This is a genomic window from Streptomyces sp. NPDC048288 (assembly GCF_043201555.1).
In the GTDB taxonomy this organism is placed as follows: Bacteria; Actinomycetota; Actinomycetes; order Streptomycetales; family Streptomycetaceae; genus Streptomyces.
On the sequence record NZ_JBICZD010000003.1, the window covers coordinates 86,006 to 104,105 of the forward strand.

Annotated in this window: 13 protein-coding genes; 1 reads left to right on the forward strand and 12 read right to left on the reverse strand. The window is 73.3% G+C overall.

From position 1 onward, the window contains the following. Nucleotides 1-110: 110 nt before the first annotated feature. From ACGFZS_RS11685 to ACGFZS_RS11710, 6 genes are all read right to left on the reverse strand, one after another. Complete coding sequence (locus tag ACGFZS_RS11685) at nt 111-2,699, reverse strand: SpoIIE family protein phosphatase (protein ID WP_393794939.1); 2,589 nt, start codon at nt 2,697-2,699, stop codon at nt 111-113. A 260-nt stretch (nt 2,700-2,959) separates the two neighbouring features. Next, nucleotides 2,960-3,403, reverse strand: a complete 444-nt coding sequence (locus tag ACGFZS_RS11690; RefSeq protein WP_355723211.1) for an ATP-binding protein — start codon at nt 3,401-3,403, stop codon at nt 2,960-2,962. Nucleotides 3,404-3,596: 193 nt separating this feature from the next. After that, on the reverse strand, nt 3,597-4,001 hold the full coding sequence (locus ACGFZS_RS11695) for a (deoxy)nucleoside triphosphate pyrophosphohydrolase (RefSeq protein ID WP_393794940.1): 405 nt from the start codon (nt 3,999-4,001) through the stop codon (nt 3,597-3,599). A gap of 21 nt (nt 4,002-4,022) precedes the next feature. Continuing rightward, nucleotides 4,023-4,226, reverse strand: coding sequence for an SPOR domain-containing protein (locus tag ACGFZS_RS11700; protein ID WP_359222846.1), 204 nt, complete (start codon nt 4,224-4,226; stop codon nt 4,023-4,025). A 302-nt stretch (nt 4,227-4,528) separates the two neighbouring features. After that, nucleotides 4,529-5,281, reverse strand: coding sequence for a GntR family transcriptional regulator (locus tag ACGFZS_RS11705; protein WP_359222848.1), 753 nt, complete (start codon nt 5,279-5,281; stop codon nt 4,529-4,531). Nucleotides 5,282-5,428: 147 nt separating this feature from the next. Further along, the gene (locus ACGFZS_RS11710; RefSeq protein ID WP_393794941.1) at nt 5,429-6,688 is read right to left on the reverse strand and encodes a DUF4190 domain-containing protein; all 1,260 of its coding nucleotides are present in this window, start codon (nt 6,686-6,688) and stop codon (nt 5,429-5,431) included. A gap of 198 nt (nt 6,689-6,886) precedes the next feature. Here ACGFZS_RS11710 and ACGFZS_RS11715 point away from each other — a divergent pair, with 198 nt between their 5' ends. Further along, a complete protein-coding gene (locus ACGFZS_RS11715) occupies nt 6,887-8,059 on the forward strand; it encodes a serpin family protein (protein WP_393794942.1) in 1,173 nt (390 codons plus the stop codon). A gap of 96 nt (nt 8,060-8,155) precedes the next feature. On the opposite strand, the gene ACGFZS_RS11720 is transcribed toward ACGFZS_RS11715, so the two are convergent. From ACGFZS_RS11720 to ACGFZS_RS11745, 6 genes are all read right to left on the reverse strand, one after another. Further along, nucleotides 8,156-9,706 carry a sensor histidine kinase gene (locus tag ACGFZS_RS11720; RefSeq protein ID WP_393794943.1) on the reverse strand — a complete coding sequence of 517 codons (1,551 nt, stop codon included), beginning with the start codon at nt 9,704-9,706 and terminating at the stop codon, nt 8,156-8,158. Between the two features lie 5 nt (nt 9,707-9,711). After that, nucleotides 9,712-10,419 (reverse strand): response regulator transcription factor, encoded by a 708-nt coding sequence (locus tag ACGFZS_RS11725; RefSeq protein ID WP_393794944.1) that lies wholly within the window; start codon nt 10,417-10,419, stop codon nt 9,712-9,714. A gap of 74 nt (nt 10,420-10,493) precedes the next feature. Next, entirely contained in the window at nt 10,494-13,472 is a 2,979-nt protein-coding gene (locus tag ACGFZS_RS11730) for a glycoside hydrolase family 2 TIM barrel-domain containing protein (protein ID WP_393794945.1), read from the reverse strand. Between the two features lie 57 nt (nt 13,473-13,529). Continuing rightward, the gene (locus tag ACGFZS_RS11735; protein ID WP_393794946.1) at nt 13,530-16,259 is read right to left on the reverse strand and encodes an alpha-mannosidase; all 2,730 of its coding nucleotides are present in this window, start codon (nt 16,257-16,259) and stop codon (nt 13,530-13,532) included. Nucleotides 16,260-16,288: 29 nt separating this feature from the next. Then, nucleotides 16,289-17,113, reverse strand: a complete 825-nt coding sequence (locus ACGFZS_RS11740; RefSeq protein ID WP_393794947.1) for a carbohydrate ABC transporter permease — start codon at nt 17,111-17,113, stop codon at nt 16,289-16,291. A gap of 29 nt (nt 17,114-17,142) precedes the next feature. After that, on the reverse strand, nt 17,143-18,099 hold the full coding sequence (locus tag ACGFZS_RS11745; protein WP_393794948.1) for a carbohydrate ABC transporter permease: 957 nt from the start codon (nt 18,097-18,099) through the stop codon (nt 17,143-17,145). Between the last annotated feature and the right edge of the window lies 1 nt (nt 18,100).

The window sequence follows — 18,100 nt, forward strand, 5'->3', positions numbered from 1 at the left end:
GCGGGCGGGCCGGCCCCCCCCCCCCCCCCCCCCCACACCCCCCGGGGGGGGGGGGGGCCCCCCCCCCCCCGCGACCCCCACCGGCCCGCAGCTGCCGTACTACCGCCTTCTCAGAACAGACTGAGCAGTGCCTCCGCAGGGTCCGTCAGGCCCGTCTCGCCGTCCGGCAGGGGCAGTTCGAACCAGACCGTCTTGCCGCGCGGCGTCCGGCGTGAGCCCCACGCCGCGCTGAGCAGGCCGACCAGCTGCAGCCCCCGGCCGCCCTCGTCGGTGTCCCGCGCCCTGCGGCGCCTGGGCTGGACGAGGCCGGAGTCCCAGACCTCGCAGACCAGGGTGCGGTCGAGGAGGAGGCGGAGCCTTATCTCGCCCTCGCCGTACCGCAGGGCGTTGGTGACCAGTTCGCTGACCAGGAGCTCGGCGGTGTCGACCAGCGGCTCCAGGTCCCAGGTGAGGAGCTGGCCGCGCGCGTACTCACGGGCGCGGCCCACGCTGCGCGGCTCGCGCGGCAGCGTCCAGTCGCCGACCGACTCGGCCGGCAGCCCCTGGACACGTGCCATCAGCAACGCGATGTCGTCCTCGCCGTGGTGCGTGTCGAGGGTGTTGAGGACGTGGTCGCAGACGTCCTCCAGCGGTCGGGAGGGGTCGGTGAGGGCGCCGACGAACGCCTGGAGGCCCTCGTCGAGGGGGTGGTCGCGGGATTCGACCAGGCCGTCGGTGTAGAGCGCGAGGAGGGCGCCCTCCGGGAGTTCGACCTCGACCTCCTCGAAGGGCTCGCCGCCGACGCCCAGGGGCATGCCGGGCGGCACGTCGAGCATCAGGGCGTCCTCGCCCGGTTCGACCAGTACGGGGGGCAGGTGGCCGGCGTTGGCGAACGTACAGCGCCGGGTGACGGAGTCGTAGACGGCGTACACGCAGGTCGCGAGGTAGACCTCGGAGAGGTCGGCGTCGCGGGGCTGGCGGGCCGTGCGGGTGGCCTGCTGGACCCCGCCGGGGGTGCCGAGGCCGCGGGCGATCTCGTCCAGCGCGGAGAGGACCTCCGCCGGTTCCAGGTCCAGCAGGGCCAGGGTGCGGACGGCCGTACGGAGTTCGCCCATGGCGACGGCCGCGCGCAGGCCGCGGCCCATCACGTCGCCGACGACCAGCGCCGTGCGGTGGCCGGGGAGTTCGATGACGTCGAACCAGTCGCCGCCGACCTCGGTCGCCGCGTTGCCGGGCAGGTAGCGGCAGGCGATGTCCAGGCCCGAGGCCTCGGGGTCGCCGGGCGGGAGCAAGGACCGCTGCAGTATCAACGCGCGTTCGTGCTCCCGGCGGTACAGGCGCGCGTTGTCGATGCAGACGGCGGCGCGGGCCGCCAGCTCCACGGCCAGGTCCCGGTCGCGGTCGCCGAACGGCTCGCTGCCCTTGGTGCGGGCGAACTGGGCGAGGCCGACGATCGTGTCGTGGGCGACCATCGGGACGGCGAGGGTGGACTGGACGAGCCCGCCCTCCTCCGCCGGCACGTGCTGCGGGCGGGCGGTGCGCAGGGCGTCCGCGCACGGGGAGTTGAAGGGGTAGTGGTGGACGGCGCCGACGGCGACCGGGGCGCCGCCGCCCACGAAGGGCTCGTCGGAGACCGCGCTGGCGAAGGCCACCCGGCGCAGTTCGGCGCTGCCGTCGGCGAGCCCGGGCGGGGTCTCGTCGCCGGCCAGCAGGCCCTGGTAGAGGTCGACCGTCGCGAGGTCGCAGAAGCCGGGCACGACCACGTCGAGGAGTTCGCGGGCGGTGGTCTCCAGGTCGAGGGAGTTGCCGATGCGGGCACCGGCCTCGTTGAGGAGGGCGAGATTCCGCCGGGCGGCGGCGGCCTCGCGGGCGGCGGCGCGGCGGGCGGTGATGTCCTGGCCGAGCCAGGCGATGCCGATCGGGCGGCCGGTGCCGCTGTGCACCCGGTAGAGGTTGATGGACCAGTGCCGGCGTTCCTCGGAGCCCGGCACGAAGCCCGTGACGTGCATGTCCGTGATGGAGTTGCCGCTCTCCAGGACCCGGCGCATGGTGGCCGCGACCCGCTCGGCCTCGGAGCGCGGCAGGTAGTCGTGGACGCCCTTGCCGCGGTGGTCGTCGGGGGTGCCGCCGAAGATGGAGGAGAACCGCACGTTGGCGCGGCGGATCCGCAGGTCGGGGTCGATCAGCAGGAAGCCGAAAGGAGATTGACCGAATATCGACTGCGAGGCCGCGAGGTCGGTCTCGATGCTGCGCAGGGTACGGACGTCGACCACGATGCAGACGGCGGCGTGCTCGCCCTCGGCGGTGCGGGTCGGCATCACGTAGACCTCGGCGAGGCCCTCCTCGCCGCGTTCGCCGTCCGGGCCGTCGGGCATCCGGAACGGCACCACGCCGGTCCACTCCCGGCCGTCCAGGATCTCGGCCATCTTCCGCTGGCCGTGCTCGCGCAGGTCGGGGTCGACGAACGCCTCGATGGGGTCCATGCCGACGGCGCGCTCGGCGGGGATGCCGAAGACCTGCTCGGCACGGAGGCTCCACTGGTCGACCAGGCCGCCGGCGCCGATGGAGAACGAGGCGACCTTGATGTAGTCGTAGATCGAGCCGGGCGGACTGCTCTGCCACATGGCGTCGCCAGGGGCCGCGACGACCTCCGCGGTCCCCGCCCTCACGCCGTCCGACGGGTCCTCGGACTCCGTGGCCTTAGCTGGTATCTCGCTCACGCGAACCGTCCCCTCCAGCTCACCGCGCCCGGCACCGGTCACCGGATGCGGCTGCCCGCAGTATCCAGCACTACGGTGCCGCCTGACACGGTGTTCACGATCACAGCACGGTCCCGACGATTTCCGGACCGGACCGTGACAACACTCCCAGTCTTCTAACCAGGGAACACGCCGTCGAATCACGCACTTCGGCACCCGTTCTCCGGCCACTCCCGCGAGTGGACGGCGGGGTACGGCGTGTACACCCCCGTTCACCCCGTTCACCCGGGTACGGCCAGCTCGAACCAGACCGTCTTTCCGGTGTCGCCGGGCCGGGTGCCCCAGCTGCGCGAGGAGCCGGCGACCAGCTGCAGGCCGCGGCCGCTCTCGTCGTCGGGACTGGCGGCGCGTTCGCGCGGCGGGTCGGGCAGCGGGTCGGACACCTCGACGCGCAGGGTGTCGGCGAGGTCGGCGGGGCGGACGAGGCGGACGCCGATGGGGCCGGTGGCGTGCCGCAGCGCGTTGGTGACCAGCTCGCTGACGAGCAGGGCGGTTATGTCGGCGAGGGTGTCCAGGCCCCAGCCGCGCAGTTGGTCTCGGACCGCGGTACGGGCGGTGCGCACGGCGCCCGGTTCCGCGGGAAAGGTCCACTCGGCGGTGTCACCTTCGGTGTCGATCACACCGATCACTTCCCGTGCAGCGTGCCCGCCCATGTCCGGTTTCATGGGGTTAATGGGCACATACCCGATATCCGGGATGCAGTACCGCACTGAAAGGCGCACTGTGGTGCGAACGGCTTACGCCGGGGGGCCGTGCGCCTGGTCGGGCGGGGGGTGCGGGTGACGGGCGGCTGCGGGTGAGTGGGGGCTTGTCGCGCCCACGCGGCGGTAGCCGCACATTCAACACAGCCCCGCGCCCCTATGGGGCGTTCCAGCTCGCGGCGATCTTCTGAACCGCCGGGACGTCCTGGTCCAGCCAGTTGACGGTCCAGAGCTGCTCCGGTGTCAGCCAGCGGAGTTCGTCGTGGTCCTGGAGGGGTTTGGGGTCGGGGGAGCCGGGGCGGAGCCGGGCCGTCCATACCTGGAGGACGTACGGCGCCTTCAGGGGCCACTCCCCCGGCACGCGTGCCAGCGTCTCCGTCTCGACGCCCAACTCCTCGCGGAGCTCGCGCACGAGGGCGTGTTCGGGTGTCTCGCCGGGCTCCACCTTGCCGCCGGGCAGCTCCCAGCGGCCGGCCAGGTCCGGGGGCGCGCTGCGGCGGGCCGCGAGCAGGCGGCCGGCGTCGAGCAGGGCGGCTCCGACCACCACGATCCGTTCGCTCATGGGCCGGAGCCTACGGGAGGGTCAGTTACGGCCGGCGCCGTCCCCGTTGCCGTTGGTGTGGCCGATGCGCTCGACCCAGTAGAGCTGCTTGTGTCCGCGGTCGTCGAGACTGTCGGCGATCTTCTGCGCCTCGGCCCGGGTCGCGTACCGGCCGACCCGGTAGCGATTGCCGTTGTCGTCCTGCCGTATGACAAGCCAGGGGAGAGAGACCGTGCCTTCCGTCATCGCGCCCCTCCGATTCTCCCGGCTCCCGCCCATCCCCGCCCCGCTAAGGAAACCGCACTCCGCATATGCCCGAGCGTACGCCTAACCTTTACGCAGCGAATACGCCTTTTCACAAAGAGGTACGCAACCAGCCAGAACGGTGGGGGCGCACGATGACGAATGCGCCGCTCGCACGCCTCCCGCTTCGGGTCGCGGGCATGCCGGGAAGAGCCGGGGCCACCTGGGAGAACGGCCGGATTGCAACGGCGGGGCACGGGTCCGTACCCCGGTGGTGAAGGTGTCAACTATCGCAAGGGTGTGCGCTACTTCACGGGCAGGTGGTACGAGGCACGGTAGCGGTCGGCCGGGATGACGACGTCGGCGGTCTCCACCGGGCGGCCGGAGGCGTAGTACGTCCGCTGGATCACCAGGACGACATGGCCGGGGACACCGCCCAGGGTGAGCAGTTCCTCGGCGAGACCGGGGCGGGCGCCGACCTCCTCGGTGACGTTGTCCACGATGACGTCGATGGCGCGCATCCGCTCGACCACGCCCATCCCGCCGAGGGGGCCCTCCTCGGGCAGCATCACGGGGGTGCGGCCGGTGACGGCGAGGGGCTCCCAGGAGGTGGAGAGCATCATGGGCTCGCCCCCGTCCCGGAACAGGTACCGGGTGCGCATCACGCGGTCGCCGAGGTGCAGGCCGAGCCGGTCGGCGATCGCGGCGCCGGCCTCGGCCTGCTCACTGCTGGACTCCCAGGTGCCGCGCGCGGCGGCGTCGGACTGCTCCTGGCGGAACGGGGTGGCGCCGCCGGCCGGCCGGAACCCGGAGCGGGCCACCCGCCGGGGCACCGGCCGCTCGCGCACATAGGTCCCGGAGCCGGAGCGGCCCTCGACCAGCCCCTCCGCCATCAGCACCTTGCGGGCCTCCAGGGCGACGGTGTCGGAGACGCCGTACTCCTCGCGGATGCGGGCCTGGGAGGGGAGCCGGGTGTGAGGCGGCAGCGAACCGTCGACGATCTTCTTGCGGAGATCACCCGCGACACGCAGATACGCCGGCTGCTCACCGAAAGTCACTGGCCGCTCCCATCAGGTTGTACAGACAGCTACAGCCTGGCAACCGTGGGTTGTGCCGTGCAAGCAAAGGCCAGAGAATCACTCGATGTGATGACATGCGGCCGGGGAAGCCTTTACGCAGGCACTTTCTCCCCGTTATGGCCGCGCTCACACCTCCATGCCGGAGCCACTTCCTCCGCTGCCGGAGCCGTCGCCTCCGTCGTCGTACGAGGGCGGGGTCGTGGCGAGGCCCAGAGCCTTGCGGGCGGTGACCGTCCGCTTCGGGTCGAGCAGCGCCGAGCCCTTGTCGTAGTGGCCGTAATAGGTGTCCACGTCCGTGGACTTGGCGGCCTTCGCCCATTCCGCGCGGGCCTTGCCGAGGTCCGCGACCAGGTCGTCCACCGGGCCCTTGGCGTCCTGGGGCCAGGTGTGGGCGCGCAGCATCACGCTCTGCTGGGAAAGGGCCGTGGTCACCCGCTCCGCCCAGGCCCGGTAGCCGGGCAGGTCGTCCTCGACGTACTCCGCGTCGGGGACGGTGTCGAGCGCCGCGGTGAGGACGTGCGCGGCGCCGAGGTAGGCGACCTGGTCGGCGTCGAGCACGCTCTCGTCGTTGCGCAGCGAGCCGGACAGGGTCCTGCCCTCGGTGGTGTTGCCGAAGACGCAGGCGACCTCCCGGTCGCCGAACTCCCAGCTGTCCTCACTGGGCGTGAAGTAGTACACGTCGACGTCGCCGGGGATCGCCCAGCCGTCCATCGCGTACCCGTCCTCCAGGCCGTAGCAGCGGTCACTGGCGGAGTCGCCGACCTTGTCGTCGCCCGGGTAGGACGAGCCCTTGAGGCGGTAGGTGGCGAAGACCTCGCCGTCGTGCGCCTTCGCGCAGTCCACGGCGGTGACGTCGGAGACCAGGTCGCCGGTGAGGGTCCCGTCCGGAGTGTCGAAGCAGTCGCCGGTGGACAGGGAGAGGCTGGAGCTGTCGCTCGCGCCCTCCTTGACGCCCTCCCAGAAATCGGCCGCGCCGCCGGTGGCCAGCACCAGCACCCACAGGGCCAGTCCGAGCCCGGAGAACACCGACCCGGTGACCGCCATCGCCCTGCCCCGCTCGCCCCGCCGGCGGATCTGGCCGAGCGCGACCAGCCCGAGGACCAGCCCCACCCCGGGCAGGCAGCACAGCAGCCCGAGCACCAGGGAGGCGATGGCGAGTCCGTTGACGGGCGCCGGGACGGCGTAGGGGCTGTACCCCTGCCCCCAGCCCTGGTACGGCCCCGGATACGGCGGCTGCTGCCCGTAGGGGGGTGGCTGCTGCCCGTAGGGAGGTGGCTGCTGCCCGTACGGCGCCTGTGGGTACTGCGGGTACTGCGGCAGGCCCGACTGAGGCGGCTGATACGGCCCTTGTGGCTGGTGGGGGCCGGGGGGCGGAGGTATGGACACCGGTACCGTGCTCCTGAGGGGGCGTCGGGCCGCGCGGAAACGGACGGCTGGACTGACGTACGACTGCGCGCATCGTAAGCGCGCCGTGAACGGGGGCGGAATGAGGGTGGGGAAGGCGGCTGCCCCGCCGGGCGCCCTGGCCTTCGGCCGTCCCTTCGGCTCTCCGCCCTTCCCCGAGCACTCCTGGGAGGACGACGAATGAACGACACCGTCAGCGCCGTCAACGCGCTCTGCGCGCGCTGGGCGCGGCAGACCAGACAGGGCACGGTCTTCTCGGCCGCCGGTGTCTGGCCGTTGCTGGCCCTTCTCGCCGACGGCGCCGGCGGACCCGCCCGGGACGAACTGACCCGCGCCCTGGGGATGCAGGCGGACCAAGCGGTCGCCGGTGCGCGGGAGTTACTCGCCGGGCTCGACGCGATGTCCGGCGTCGAGTCGGCCCTCGGACTGTGGACCGACCGGGCCCTGGAGGTGCGCGAGCCGTGGGCGGCGGGGCTGCCCGCCGACGCGCACGGGATGCTCGGCCCCGATGTGGCGGCCTCCCAGGAGGCGCTGGACGGCTGGGCGGCGAAGCGCACCGGCGGGCTGGTCGAGCGGATGCCGGTCAAGCTGGCCGAGGGCGCGCGGATGGTGCTGGCGACCGCGCTGGCGCTGCGCACCGACTGGCGGCACCCGTTCCGGGAGACGGTGCTGCGGCCCGGCTCCGGGCCCTGGCAGGGCCGTACGCTGGCCGGTCTGCACCGCAGCAGCGTCCGTCCGGACCGGATCGGGGTGGCCGCCGGGCCGGACGGGCACGTCACCACGGTGAAGGTGCCGGGCGACAACGGCATCGACGTCCATCTCCTGCTCGGCGCGGAGGGGATGGCGCCCGGACAGGTGCTGCACACGGGCATCGCCGTCCTGGAACGCGCCCTCCCGGTCACGACCGGCGGCCATCTCCCCTACGGGCCCGCCGGACCGGGCGTGGTCGTGGAGCGGCAGCCGTCCGTCACCCCCGATCCGGTCCGACTCGACGTGACGACCCCGGGCTTCACCGTCCGCGCCGACCACGATCTGCTCCAGCTCCACGCCCTGTTCGGCCTGTCCACGGCCGCGGACGCCCGCGAGGGCCACTTCCCCGGCATCAGCCCCGCACCCCTCGCCATCGGGGCGGCCGGGCAGTCCGCCGTCGCCGAGTTCGGGCCGCTGGGCTTCCGCGCCGCCGCGGTGACAGCGGTGGTCGCGGCGCCGGGCGGCGGGCCGCCGCGGTACACACACGAGTCCACGGTCGTGCGGGTCACCGTGGACCGTCCGTTCGGCTTTCTCGCCGTGCACCAGGAGAGCCGGTTGGTGCTGGCGGGGGGATGGGTCTCGGAGCCGACGGAGGCGAGTTAGCCCTCGGGGGGGGGCGCGTCGGTCGGGTGCGGCGCCGTGGTGGCTGGTCGCGCAGTTCCCCGCGCCCCTGAGGGGGCGCTGTCGCTCGGCCAGGTCTCAGCCTGAAGGGAGTTCGTGTCCGACGGGTTTGCGTGGCGGGTGCACCGCACTGGTGTGGGCCGGGCAGCACAGGGGCAGCCGGATCGTGAAGACGGTGCGGCCGGGCTCGCTGGTGACCTCTGCGCGGCCGCCGTGGGCGGTGGAGACGGCGGTGACGATGGCGAGGCCGAGGCCGCTGCTGCCGGTGGCGCGGGAGCGGGAGGCGTCGCCGCGGGCGAAGCGTTCGAAGACGCGGGGCAGGAGGTCGGGCGGGATGCCGGGGCCGTCGTCGGCGACGCGGATCACCGCCTGGCCGGCGTCGGTGCGGACGGTGACGGTGACCCTGGTGCCGGGCGGGGTGTGGGTGCGGGCGTTGGCGAGGAGGTTGGCGACGACCTGGTGGAGGCGGTCCGGGTCGCCCTCGACGAGGACCAGCTCGCCGGGCATCAGGAACTCCCAGCGGTGGTCGGGTCCGGCCGCGCGGGCGTCGGCGACGGCCTCGGCGAGCAGCGGGCCGAGGCCGACCTCCTCGCGGGCCAACGGGCGGCCGGTGTCCAGGCGGGCGAGGAGCAGCAGGTCCTCGACGAGGGTGCGCATCCGGCCGATGCCGGACTCCATGCGGCCCAGCGCGTAGTCGGCCTGCGGGGCCGCCGTCCTCGGGGCGCGGCGCACCAGTTGGAGGTGGCCGGCGACGGAGGCGAGCGGGGTGCGCAGTTCGTGGCCGGCGTCGGCGAGGAAGTCGCGCATGCGCAGTTCGGTGGCGTAGCGGTCGGCGAGGGCGTTCTCGACGTGGCCGAGCAGCCGGTTGACGGCCTCGGCGAGCCGGCCGGTCTCGGTGGCGCAGTCGGCCTCCGGGACGCGCTCCAGGGAGCGGACCTCGCCGTGTCCGAGCGGCTCGCGGGAGATCCGGGTGGCGGTGGCGGCGACGCGCTGCAGGGGCCGTAGCTGACGGCCGATCACGGTGGCCGCGACCAGCGCGGCGACGGCGAGGGCGGCGGCCGCGACCGCGGACTCGACGGCCAGCAGCCGGCCGAGCATCTGGTTCACCGGACGCACCGGTACGGCGGTGACGATGGTGATCTCGGCGTCCCGGGAGTCGGCGCGCACGGCCTTGGCGCGGTAGCCGCCGCGGCCGGGCAGGTCCAGGGTGCGGTGGTGGCCGTCCGCCTCGACGGTGGCGAGGATGCGGCGCTGCGCGGCGGTCGGGGCGGTCAGCTGCCCGGCGTCGTCGACGACCGCCGCGTGCCGGACGGCGCCCCGGCGGCCGCTGACGGAGACCCCGATGGTGCCGGCCGGGACCCCGAACGCCCTGAGGTAGGGCAGGCCGCTGGTCGGGGCGCCGATCTGGCCGCGGGCGGCCGCCGAGTGCTCGGCGAGGGCGTCCAGACGCTGGTCCAGGCCGGTCATCAGGTAGGTGCGCATGGCCAGTCCGGTGATGGTGATGATCACCACGGAGAGCGCGGCCAGCAGCAGGCTGCTGGAGAGGATCATCCGGGAGCGCAGGCTGCGCGGGCGGTGGCGGCCGGGTCTCGGGGCGCTCGGGGCGCTCGGGGCGGGTGTCGTCCGCATCGCGCTCACCGCCGCGCTTCGGCGGGCTTCATCAGGTAGCCGACGCCGCGCACGGTGTGGATGAGGACGGGCAGGTCGCGCTCGATCTTGCGGCGCAGGTAGCTGACGTAGCTCTCGACGATGCTCAGGTGCCGGTCCTCGTCGGTGGCCCAGACGTTGTCGAGGAGTTCCTCGCGGCCGAGGACGCGGCCGGTGTGGCGCATGAGGTAGCGCAGCAGCTCGAACTCCCGGCCGGTGAGCCGGACCGGGAGACCGGCCCGGTGCACCTGCCGGGTCTCCTCGTCGAGGGTCAGGTCGCCGACGACGAGCAGCGAGGCGCCCGGCCGTCCCGCGTCGCAGCGGCGCAGCAGGGCGCGCAGCCGCAGCACCACCTCGTCCAGGTCGAACGGCTTGGGCACGTAGTCGTCGGCGCCCGCGCGCAGGCCCGCGACCCGGTCCTCGACGCTCTCCCGGGCGGTCAGGAACAGCACGGGCAGGTCCGGCCGGTAGGCCCGCAGGCGCCGCAGCACCTCCAGGCCCTCCAGGTCGGGCAGCCCGCGGTCCAGGACCACCGCGTCGGGCCGGAAACCGCGGGCCGCCCGCACCGCCGCCGCGCCGTCCAGCGCCCGGTCGGTCTGCCAGCCCTCGGCGCGCAGCACCGTGGCCAGCAGGTCGGTCAGGTCTTCCTCGTCGTCCACGACCAGGATCCGTGGGGTACCGGTGGATAACTTCATGGCCGGTGACCGTCCACCTCCCGGCCGTGAGACGCGTGGGTGCGGACTGTGAAAGACCTGTCGGGTGCTGTTGCTCAGGCGCCGCCGGTGAAGCGGAGCCTGAGGGTCCGGGCCTCGGGGCGCAGGGCGAACTCGGGCCAGACGTCCGGTCCGCAGGCGCGGGAGCCGAGGCCGTGCTGGGCCGCGTCGACGATGAGGTGGCTGGTGGTGGACTCCGGGAGTTCGAAGGGGTGGGCGGCGCGGTCGATCTGCTGCGGGGTGTGCCGGGCGAGGGTGAAGCCGGGGCGCCGGCCGCGGGTGTCGGGGAGGGCCTCCACGCGCAGGGCCGCGGTGCCGTCGCTGGTCAGCGTGAGCCGGCGCACCTGGGAGCGGTGGCCGGTCTCCTGGGGGCGGGCGTAGTCGACGGAGAGGTCCCGCACGGTGGCCGAGAACCGGCCGGTGCGGGCCGCGCGCAGGCTGTCGGGGTAGGACTCCAGCGGGCCGAGGCCGAACCACTCCGCGCCGTCCACGGGGGCCGTGGCGTCGGGCAGTTCGAAGCGCACCCCGATCCGCGGCCACACCGTCCGCCAGCCGTGCGCGGGCTGGATCTCCACGCGCAGTTCCAGTGCGCCGTCGTCCAGCGTCCAGACCGACTCCACCATGACCGACAGGGCGGAGTCCGCGGCCGAGACCCGGTCGACGGTGCGCAGGGCGTCGGCGGCCTGCTCCACGGTGACGCGCCGGGCGGTCAGCCGGTCGAGGCCGTCGCGCCGCCACAGCTCGGCGCTGGACACGTCGGCGAGGCTGGCGTCGCTGCCCTCCAGCCGGTCGGCCGTGCCCTCGTCGTTGTCGGTGGGCGCCCGGAACAGTTCCAGCCGCGGGCCGGTCACCGGGCGCCCGGCGAGGCGGGTGAGGGCGCCGCCGGTGAACTCGGCGATGCCGAGCGTCAGCGTGCCCTCGGCGGGCCGCCAGCCGGTCCGCGGCCGTACGGCCGGGACGGGACGGGGTGTCGAGCAGTCCAGCTGGGCGGTGGCGATCTCGTGCCCGGCGGGGGCCCAGGCCGTCTCCGCCGCCAGCACGGCCTCGACCGTCAGCCAGGTCTCGGCGTCGGCCGCCACGGCGACCGGCGGCAGCGCCACCCGCGCCGACTCGCCCGCCGCCACGGCCGGGACCTCCCACTCCCCCGCCTCCACGGGGGTTCCGTCGTGCTCGATGCGCCAGCGGAAGCGCAGGTCGGAGGTGTCGGCCGAGTGCCGCAGGTTGGTGAGGGCGAGCTTGCCGCCGTCGAAGGCGAACCGGATCGGCTGCACGACCGCCTTGAACTCGTGCAGGCCGGGCGTCGGCACGTCGTCGCTGAGCACCATGCCGTCCATCACGAAGTTGCCGTCGTGCACGACCTCCCCGAAGTCACCGCCGTAGGCGTAGTACGGCGTCCCGTCCGGGGCGGTGGCCGAGATGCCGTGGTCGCGCCACTCCCAGACGAAGCCGCCGTGCAGCCGGGGGTGACGGTGGACGAGTTCCTCGTACTGGTCGAGGGCGCCGGGGCCGTTGCCCATCGCGTGGGCGTACTCGCAGAGCAGGAACGGCTTGGTGCGCTGCCGGGCGCCCTGGGCGGGGGTGCAGCCCAGCAGCGGGAAGGTGGAGCCGTCGATGCCGATCTGCTCGGTCTCGGGCACGGTGGAGTACATGCGGGAGTAGACGTCGGTGTAGTCGCCGGTGTAGTCGCCCTCGTAGTGCACGGGACGCTCGGGGTCGCGGGCGTGCACCCAGGCCGACATGGCGGCGAGGTTGGCGCCGGTCCCGGCCTCGTTGCCGAGCGACCAGATCACGACGCTGGGGTGGTTCTTGTCCCGTTCGACGGTGCGCTCGACGCGGTCCAGGCAGGCCGCGCGCCAGGCCGGGTCGTCGGTCGGGTTGCCCGTCCAGCCGACCTTGTCGAAGCCGTGGGTCTCCAGGTCGCACTCCAGGACGACCCAGAAGCCGAGTTCGTCGGCGAGGTCGAGCAGCCGGGGGTGCGGCGGGTAGTGGCTGGTGCGGATGGCGTTCACGTTGAACCGCTTCATCCGGGCCAGGTCCGCGCGGGCGTGCGTCTCGTCGAAGACCCGGCCGCGCTCGGGGTGCGCCTCGTGCCGGTTCATCCCGTGGAAGACGACCCGGCGGCCGTTCACGAGGAACCGGTCGCCCCGGATCTCGACCGTGCGGAAACCGGCCCGCAGGGTGACGGTCTCGGCGGCCGAGGACACGGTGACGTCGTACAGGCGGGGCAGTTCGGCCGACCACGGCTCGACGCGCGCGAGGTCGACGGGGGCCACGTCGGCCGCCGTCGCCCACACCCGCTCGACGCCCAGTTCGGGGATGCGCAGGGTGACGGGGAACGCGGTCGCGTCGGCGGTGACCTCGGCCTCGATCCGGCCGCGTCCGTCGTCGTAGGCCGTCCGCAGCCAGACGTCCTCGATGCCGCCGGCCGGGCGGGCCAGCAGGGTGACGTCCCGGAAGATGCCCGGCAGCCACCACTGGTCCTGGTCCTCCAGGTAGCTGGCCGCCGACCACTGGTGGACGCGTACGGCGACGACGTTGTCACCGGGGCGGACGGCGGAGGTCACGTCGAACTCGTGGGCCAGCCTGCTGCCGCTCGCGGCGCCGATCTCGACGCCGTTCACCCACACCTTGAACAGCGACTCGACCCCGTCGAACCGCAGCACGACCCGTTCGGCGTCCGACCAGCCGTCGGGGACGTCGAAGTGGCGGCGGTAGTCGCCGGTGGGGTTCTCGTCGGGGACGTGCGGCGGGTCGATCGGGAACGGGAACTGGATGTTCGTGTAGGCGGGACGGCCGTAGGCGCCGTCGCCCTCCAGCACCCAGTGGGCGGGCACCGGGATGCTGTCCCAGCCGTGGTCGTCGAAGTCCTCGGACGGGAAGTCCTCCGCCACCGCCGCCGTGGGCGACAGCCGGAAGCGCCAGAGCCCGTTCAGCGAGCGGGAGGGGGCGTCGGAGTGCAGCCACGAGCGGGCCGGGCGCAGGGCGCCGTGCCAGGGGGCGGGGTCCGATACGTACGCGGAGAGCTGGGAGGGCAAGAGTGCTCAACTTTCTTGGAGATGAGGGGCGTTGTTGGGGGGCGGGATTGGGGGCGGTCAGTGGAGTACGACGGTGCGGATCTCCCAGGGGCCGAGGAGGAGGTCGAGTCCGTCGCGGACCGGCTCGGCGGCGAGCGGCCGGCCGAGCAGGTCGACCGTGGTGGCCGCGGTGAAGGCGCCGGTCACCCGGACGGCCCGCGCGGTGTCGCTCAGCGCGGCCAGCCGGAGTTCGATGCCGGGCCCCTGCGGGTCGTCGGTGACCCGGCGGATGCTCGACACCTGGACGTCCCGGCCGTCGACCCGCAGCCCGGCCGTGTCCGGGGGCAGCCGGCCGCCGGGCGGCGCGGTGCCGCGGGTGACCAGGACGTCGCCGCGGAACTCCTCGGCGAGCGCGACCGCGTCGGCGCCCTGCCAGCCGGACGCCCGGGGCAGCACGGCGAACCGGTTCTCGATGCGCGTGCCGAGGTCCTGGGCGCCCGGGGCGGGGATCTCGCTCGCCGCGGGTTCGTCGCGCAGGGGGTGGATGTTGACGCTGATCGAGCCGATGGCGCGCAGCAGGGTGACGGCGAGTTCGCGGCCGTCGCCGACGAGTTCGTACTCGGCGGAGTGGTCGAGCAGCACGGTGGCCGGGCCGGCCGAGACGAAGCTGCTCGCGGGGAAGGTCGGGAGCGGGTACTCGCCCCAGCCGCCCTCGGCGGTGAGTCCGCGCTCGGTGACGGCGAACTGCCCGGCCGAGGCGGAGGTGGTCACCGGCCGGGGCAGCGGCACGTGCAGGCGCAGCCGGTGGTCGGCGGAGCGGTTGAGGAACGCGGTGGAGACCCGGACGAAGGGCTCGCCCGCGCGCACTTCCACCAGCGTCTCCACGGGGGTGGGCACGGTACGGGCGGCGCGCCGGTCGCGGTCCTCGGCCGAGAGCGCCTCCGGCCAGTCGTAGACCCGGGTGACCAGCAGCCTGGCGCGCAGCGGGCCGGCTTCGAGGAGTTCGACGGCGACCCGGGCCGGTTCGGACACCAGGACGTCGTGGGCCGGGGGCGCGTAGTTGTAGCTGTCGCCGCGGTCGCCGCCGTCGACGAGCCGGCCGACCCCGGTCAGGACGGTGCCGTCGGAGCCGGTCACGTCCAGGGTGCCGTCGGCGGCGACGGCGGCCTCGACCAGGCCGTTGGCGAGGGTGTCGGCGGTCGCCGTCACCGGCTGCGGCGCGGGGGCGGGGGCTGTGGGCCCCTCGCCCGGCCCGACCCGGAAGGCGGCGAGACCGGCGGCGGGGACCGGCAGCGCCACCAGCGCGGTGGCCCGGGGCCGGGCCAGGGTCCGCACCCGCCACTCCCCCGGGTGGGCGGCGGCGGCAGCGGCCACCTCGCCGCGCAGGGTCATCAGGTCGAAGGGGCCGTCCGGCACCTCGGCGAGATGGAAGACCAGCGCGTTCGGGGTGAGTTCGTAGCGGTCGATCAGCAGGCCGAACAGCTCACGGCGGTGGATCCGGCGGAGCACGCGTTCCAGCTGCGAGGCGTCGAGCCGCTCGTCGCTGAGGACGGTCGGGGCCTGCGCGACCGGCTGCACGGGGTGCGTCGAGCCGTCGGCGGTGGTCGCGACGAGCGCGCTCCCCTCCGGGGCGGCCGCCACGTCCACCTCGACCAGTGCGGTACGAGGGGAGGGCAGCGGGTTGGCGACCAGGTAGCCGTCGCCCGGCACCCGGGCGGCGGGTTCGGCGAGGGCCGCGTCCCGGACGGCGCGGGCGGTCTGCGCGGCCTCGGCGAGGCGGGCGGCGACCTGGTCGCAGGTCTCGTCGGTGCCGGAGCCGACCACCGAGTCGTGCGCGGTCGACTCGATGATCTTGTGCCAGGCGAGGTCGAGGAAGGCGGACTCGTCGCGCCGCGACCACAGGGCGTTCATCCGCTCGGCGTGGTCCACGGTCCGCTCCGCCACGGCCATCCGCTGCTTGAGCCCGAGCCGCACGGACAGCACACCGGGCAGGATGTTGCCCCGGACATGGCTGCGGAGTTCACCGGTGACGACGGCGGTCGCCTCGTCCCGTACGTGCTTGCGGAGGTACTCGTCGAGCGTGGCGACGGTGATCGGCCGCTCCTCGGTGGACGCCTGCCGCAGCCACTGCGCGAGCCGCGGGTCGGGCGCGTTGTGGTCGGTGCCGGACATGGCGAGGACCGGGTCACCGCCCCACCGCCCGGCGGTCATCGCGGCGTACTCGGCGAGCGCCTGCCGGATCCGGTCCGGCACCAGCAGCACGTCGAGGCCGTTGTCGTAGCCGTCGAAGAGGAACTCGGTGCGGACCTCGGAGCCGTCGGGGGCGCGCCAGCGGAAGGCGTGGCCGTCGACCGAGCCGGGCACCCCGCGCCACAGCGCCGCGTGCTCGATGCCGGCCCGGGCCAGGATCTGCGGCATCTGCGCGATGTGGCCGAACATGTCCGGCAGGTAGCCGATCGGCATGGCGCCGCCGAGCCGCTCCGCGGCCGCCCACCCCATCCGCAGGTTGCGGACGATGGTCTCGCCGGTGCAGAGGAACTCGTCGAGCAGGATCAGCCAGGGGCCGACCGCGAGCCGCCCCTCCCGGACGAGTGCGGCGACCCGGTCGCGGTGCTCCGGCCGCATCTCCAGGTAGTCCTCGACCGCGGCCATCTGCCCGTCGACGGTGAACCGGAAGTCCGGGTCCGACTCGGCCGTCTCCAGCACGGTGTCCAGGGCGGTGACCAGCCGGTGCCGGAACACCTGGAACGGCTCGTACCACTCACGGTCCCAGTGGAAGTGGGGAACGAAGACGGCCGGGTCGGTCATGGTGGGGAGCGCCTTCCGCGTGTGGGGGGTCACTTGAGGGAGCCGGCGGCGAGTCCGGTGCGCCAGAACCGCTGCAGGAGCACGAACACGATGATCACGGGCACGATCGACACCAGCGAGCCGGTGATCACGGACTCCTGGAGCAGCGGGGAGCGGGCGGTCTGCCCGTTCCAGGTGAACAGGCCGAGGGTGATCGGGAACAGCGACTCCTTCTGCAGCATCACCATCGGGAGGAAGAAGTTGTTCCAGATGCCGACGAACTGGAACAGGAAGATGGTCACCAGCGCGGGTGACATCAGCTTGAACGACACCGAGAAGAACGTGCGGAACTCGCCGGCGCCGTCGAGCCGCGCGGACTCGATGAGTTCCTGCGGCACGGCGGCGTTCGCGAAGATCCGCGCGAGATAGACGCCGAACGGGCTGACGATGCTGGGCAGGAACACCGCGAGATAGGTGTTGACCAGTCCCACCTGCGAGAACAGCAGGAACAGCGGCAGCGCCAGCGCGGTGGAGGGGACCAGCACCCCGCCGAGGACGACCGAGAACAGGAACTCCCGGCCGCGGAAGCGGAACTTGGCGAGGGCGTAGCCGCACAGTGCCGAGATCAGGGTGCCCACGGCGGCGCCCAGTACCGCGTAGACGACGGTGTTGAGGATCCACCGCACGAAGATGCCGTCGTTGAAGGTGAACAGGGTGCGCAGGTTGTCGAAGAGCTGGAAGTGCGAGAACGCCAGGCCGTTGGTGGCGGCGAGGTCGCCCTGCGGCTTGGTCGCGGCGACGATCAGGAAGTACAGCGGCAGCAGGAAGTAGACCGCCAGCACGAGCATCAGGGCCATGACGGCCGTCCGGCTCATGCCGTTCTCCCGGACGCGGGGTCGGTTGCTCACAGGCCCGCCCTCTTCGAGGTCAGTCGCATGAAGCCGAAGCTCAGGACGAAGGTGATGACCGCGATGACCACCGAGATGGCGGCGGCCTGCTGGTAGTTGTTCCCGACCGCCACGGTGTACGCCAGCATGTTCGGGGTGAACGTGCTGGAGATGTTCGAGGAGATCTGCCGCAGCACCGCCGGCTCGGAGTACAGCTGGAGCGTCCCGATGATCGAGAACACCGTGGTCATGACGATGGACGGGGCGATGATCGGGACCTTGATGCGCCAGGCGATGGTCCAGTTGCCGGCTCCGTCGATCCGCGCGGCCTCGTAGAGCTCCTGCGGGACGGACTGCAGCGCCGAGAACATGATCAGCATGTTGTAGCCGGTCCACAGCCAGGTGGAGACGTTCGCCGCCGACCACAGCACGGCGCCCGGGCCCAGGAAGTCGGGGTGCAGACCGATGCCGTTCAGCAGGTCGACGACCGGGCTGAGCTGCGGCGAGTACAGATACGACCACATGATCGCGGCGATGACGCCGGGCACCGCGTACGGCATGAACGCGGTGATCCGGAAGAAGCCCTTGAGCCTGAGCAGGGGGGTGTCCAGGATCAGTGCCATGACCAGCGCGGCGAACAGCATGACGGGCACCTGCACGATGCCGAACAGGCCGATGCGGCCGATGCTGGACCAGAACTCGTCGTTCTGGAACACCTGCGTGTACTGCTCGAAGCCGCCGAACGTCGTGTACGAGGTGCCGTACTGGCCGCCGGAGCGGCGCACCACGCGGAAGCTCTGCCAGAGCGCGTAGCCGACGGGCACCAGGTAGAACAGCACGAACGGCAGGAAGAAGGGCGTCAGGAACGCGACGACGGTGCCGGCCCGGGGGCCGCCGGCGTCCAGGCGCGGACGGCGGCGGCCCCGGGGCGGTGCGGGCACCACGTCGGTGGGACGGGTGGCGGTGTCGGTCATC